This window comes from Moraxella sp. CTOTU47915, from assembly GCF_031986685.1.
Taxonomy (GTDB): Bacteria; Pseudomonadota; Gammaproteobacteria; order Pseudomonadales; family Moraxellaceae; genus Faucicola; species Faucicola tetraodonis.
In genome coordinates this window covers 1-2,232 of the sequence record NZ_DAMAAE010000035.1, presented here as the reverse complement: position 1 = coordinate 2,232, position 2,232 = coordinate 1, and the positions used below count along the sequence as shown (strand labels likewise).

General features: G+C 41.4%; 2 protein-coding genes. Both read left to right on the top strand.

Translation table 11 applies throughout. The features are described from left to right. A partial coding sequence (locus RTL34_RS11535) for a YadA family autotransporter adhesin (protein WP_312117057.1) occupies positions 1–1,092 on the top strand: 1,092 nt, incomplete at its 5' end. An 80-nt stretch (positions 1,093–1,172) separates the two neighbouring features. Beyond that, the gene (locus tag RTL34_RS11530; RefSeq protein ID WP_138019174.1) at positions 1,173–2,027 is read left to right on the top strand and encodes an OmpA family protein; all 855 of its coding nucleotides are present in this window, start codon (positions 1,173–1,175) and stop codon (positions 2,025–2,027) included. Positions 2,028–2,232 lie beyond the last annotated feature (205 nt).

The following is a 2,232-nucleotide window of genomic DNA, read 5'->3' as shown; positions in this document are numbered from 1 at the left end:
AAGGCAAATGGTGACACTGGACAATTCATTAAATCAGGTGATCAGGTTAACTTCAACAATGGCAACAACATTGCTATTACCCGTAATGGCAGCAACTTCACCATTGCAACCACACCAAATCTAACAGCCGACAGCCTAAGCCTCAACAACGGTGGACCAGTCATTAATGCTAATGGCATTAATATGAACAATAAGCCGATTACTAACGTAGCAGCGGGTATCAATTCAACAGATGCCGTGAATGTTAGTCAGTTAACTACACTAGCTGCCGCTGCAAAAACTACTGTGGTTAATGGTAAAAACACGTCAGTTATTGGCATGACTAATCCTGATAATAGCAGTGTTTACCAAGTTAATGTCAATACTGATGATACCACTATCACGACCAATAATGCTGGCAAGTTAACAGCTGTGACTAGTCCATTAACCAACGCTGCGACGGGGTCAGTTAATTTACCTATAGCGCCTAATGCGTTAGTAACAGCAGGCGATGTGACAAGTGCAATCAATAACTCAGGTTTTACCTTAACAGCGAATGGGGCTAATGGTAGCCTTGTTAAACCAGCAGCAACAGTCAACATAAAAAACAATGATGGCAACATTGTCATTAGTAAAACTGCTAGCGATAACACCGTTAATTATGACCTTGCTAAAAATGTTCGTGTTGACAGCATTAATATTAATAATAGTGCAGTCGCACTTAGTAACGAGGGACTTAACAATGGTGACAATCGTATCACTAACGTTGCCGAAGGGCGTGCACCTACCGATGCTGTCAATATTGGTCAGCTTAACTCGTTAGCAGGTAGTGTCAATAACGCTTTAAATGACATGGGTTATCGTATTGGTGATGTTGAGGACAATGCCAATGCGGGTACATCAGCTGCTATGGCTACCGCTGCTTTACCACAGGCTTATCTACCAGGCAAATCGATGCTTGCAGGTGGTATAGCAACCTATAACGGTCAAAGCGCCGCAGCTGTAGGCGTTTCGAAGCTATCAGATAATGGACGTTGGGTGATTAAAGCCAATGGTACCGCCGATACACAAGGCAATTTTGGGGGGGCAGTGGGCGCAGGTTTCCATTGGTAAGCTTTAGAGAATAAAAAGTAAGGGCGTACTAAATACGCTCTTATTTAAAACATTTATTAAAATACTTAAAAAGGATTATTATGAATATTATCCAAAAGCTAGCATTTGCTTTAACAAGTCTAACTTTAAGCCTCACCGCTTGTACTAATACCATTAGCCACAGTATTGATAGTAACGGTCATATTGAACCGTCTAACATTTTTTTTCCAAAACTTGATAAGGCATGGCAAAAAGACGGTCAATTTCCCAATAGCGAAAATCTGAGCAAAATTAAGCCTGGTATTGGCAAAGATGAACTCTATCAGCTGATTGGTCGTCCCCATTTTAGCGAAGCACAACATGCACACGAGTGGGACTATATTATGAAATTCTACCAACCCGACAGCTCGGTCAAAATCTGCCAATATAAAGTCATTTTTGATAAAGACTATAAAGGTCAAGAGTTTTATTGGCACCCAGAGGATTGTGCCGCGCTTGCCAATGCAGAACCTGCTCAACCTGCCGTAGTTGTTGCCCCAATGGCTACACCGGTGGCATCGGTCGTCGAAAAAATTAATTTATCAGCAGATGTGTTGTTCCGCTTTGACAAGTGGAGGCCAGAGGATATGTTGGCGGCGGGTTATTTAGAATTGGATAATTTGGCAGAAAAATTGATGGCCTACCAAAGCAAAGGCGCCACCCAAATTATGATCACTGGACACACCGACTATTTAGGTGAAGACATGTACAACATGAATTTGTCACTACTGCGCGCCCAAACTGTCAGAAGCTATCTAATCAATAAAGGGATCGATGCCAATTCATTAATGGCCACTGGCGCAGGCAAAAGCCAACCTGTTAAACAATGTAATAGTTCACTACCAAGAGCGGATTTGATTAATTGTTTACAACCGAACCGTCGTGTAGAAGTCAGTGTTGTGTCAATTTATAAATAGGCAAATTTAGTGTTGAAAGAACATTCATCATCTTAAATGTACATTACCTGTTTTAATTTGGGATGAAATAGGGTAAGCCCCCGACCATCCCACCTATTTCAACCCAAACTAAAGCGAGATAATGTCCATGATTTTCAGTAGATGGACATTTGAGCTATGCTGAAGAAACCGTACAAGTAAACTTGGTAAACTAAGCGTATTAATC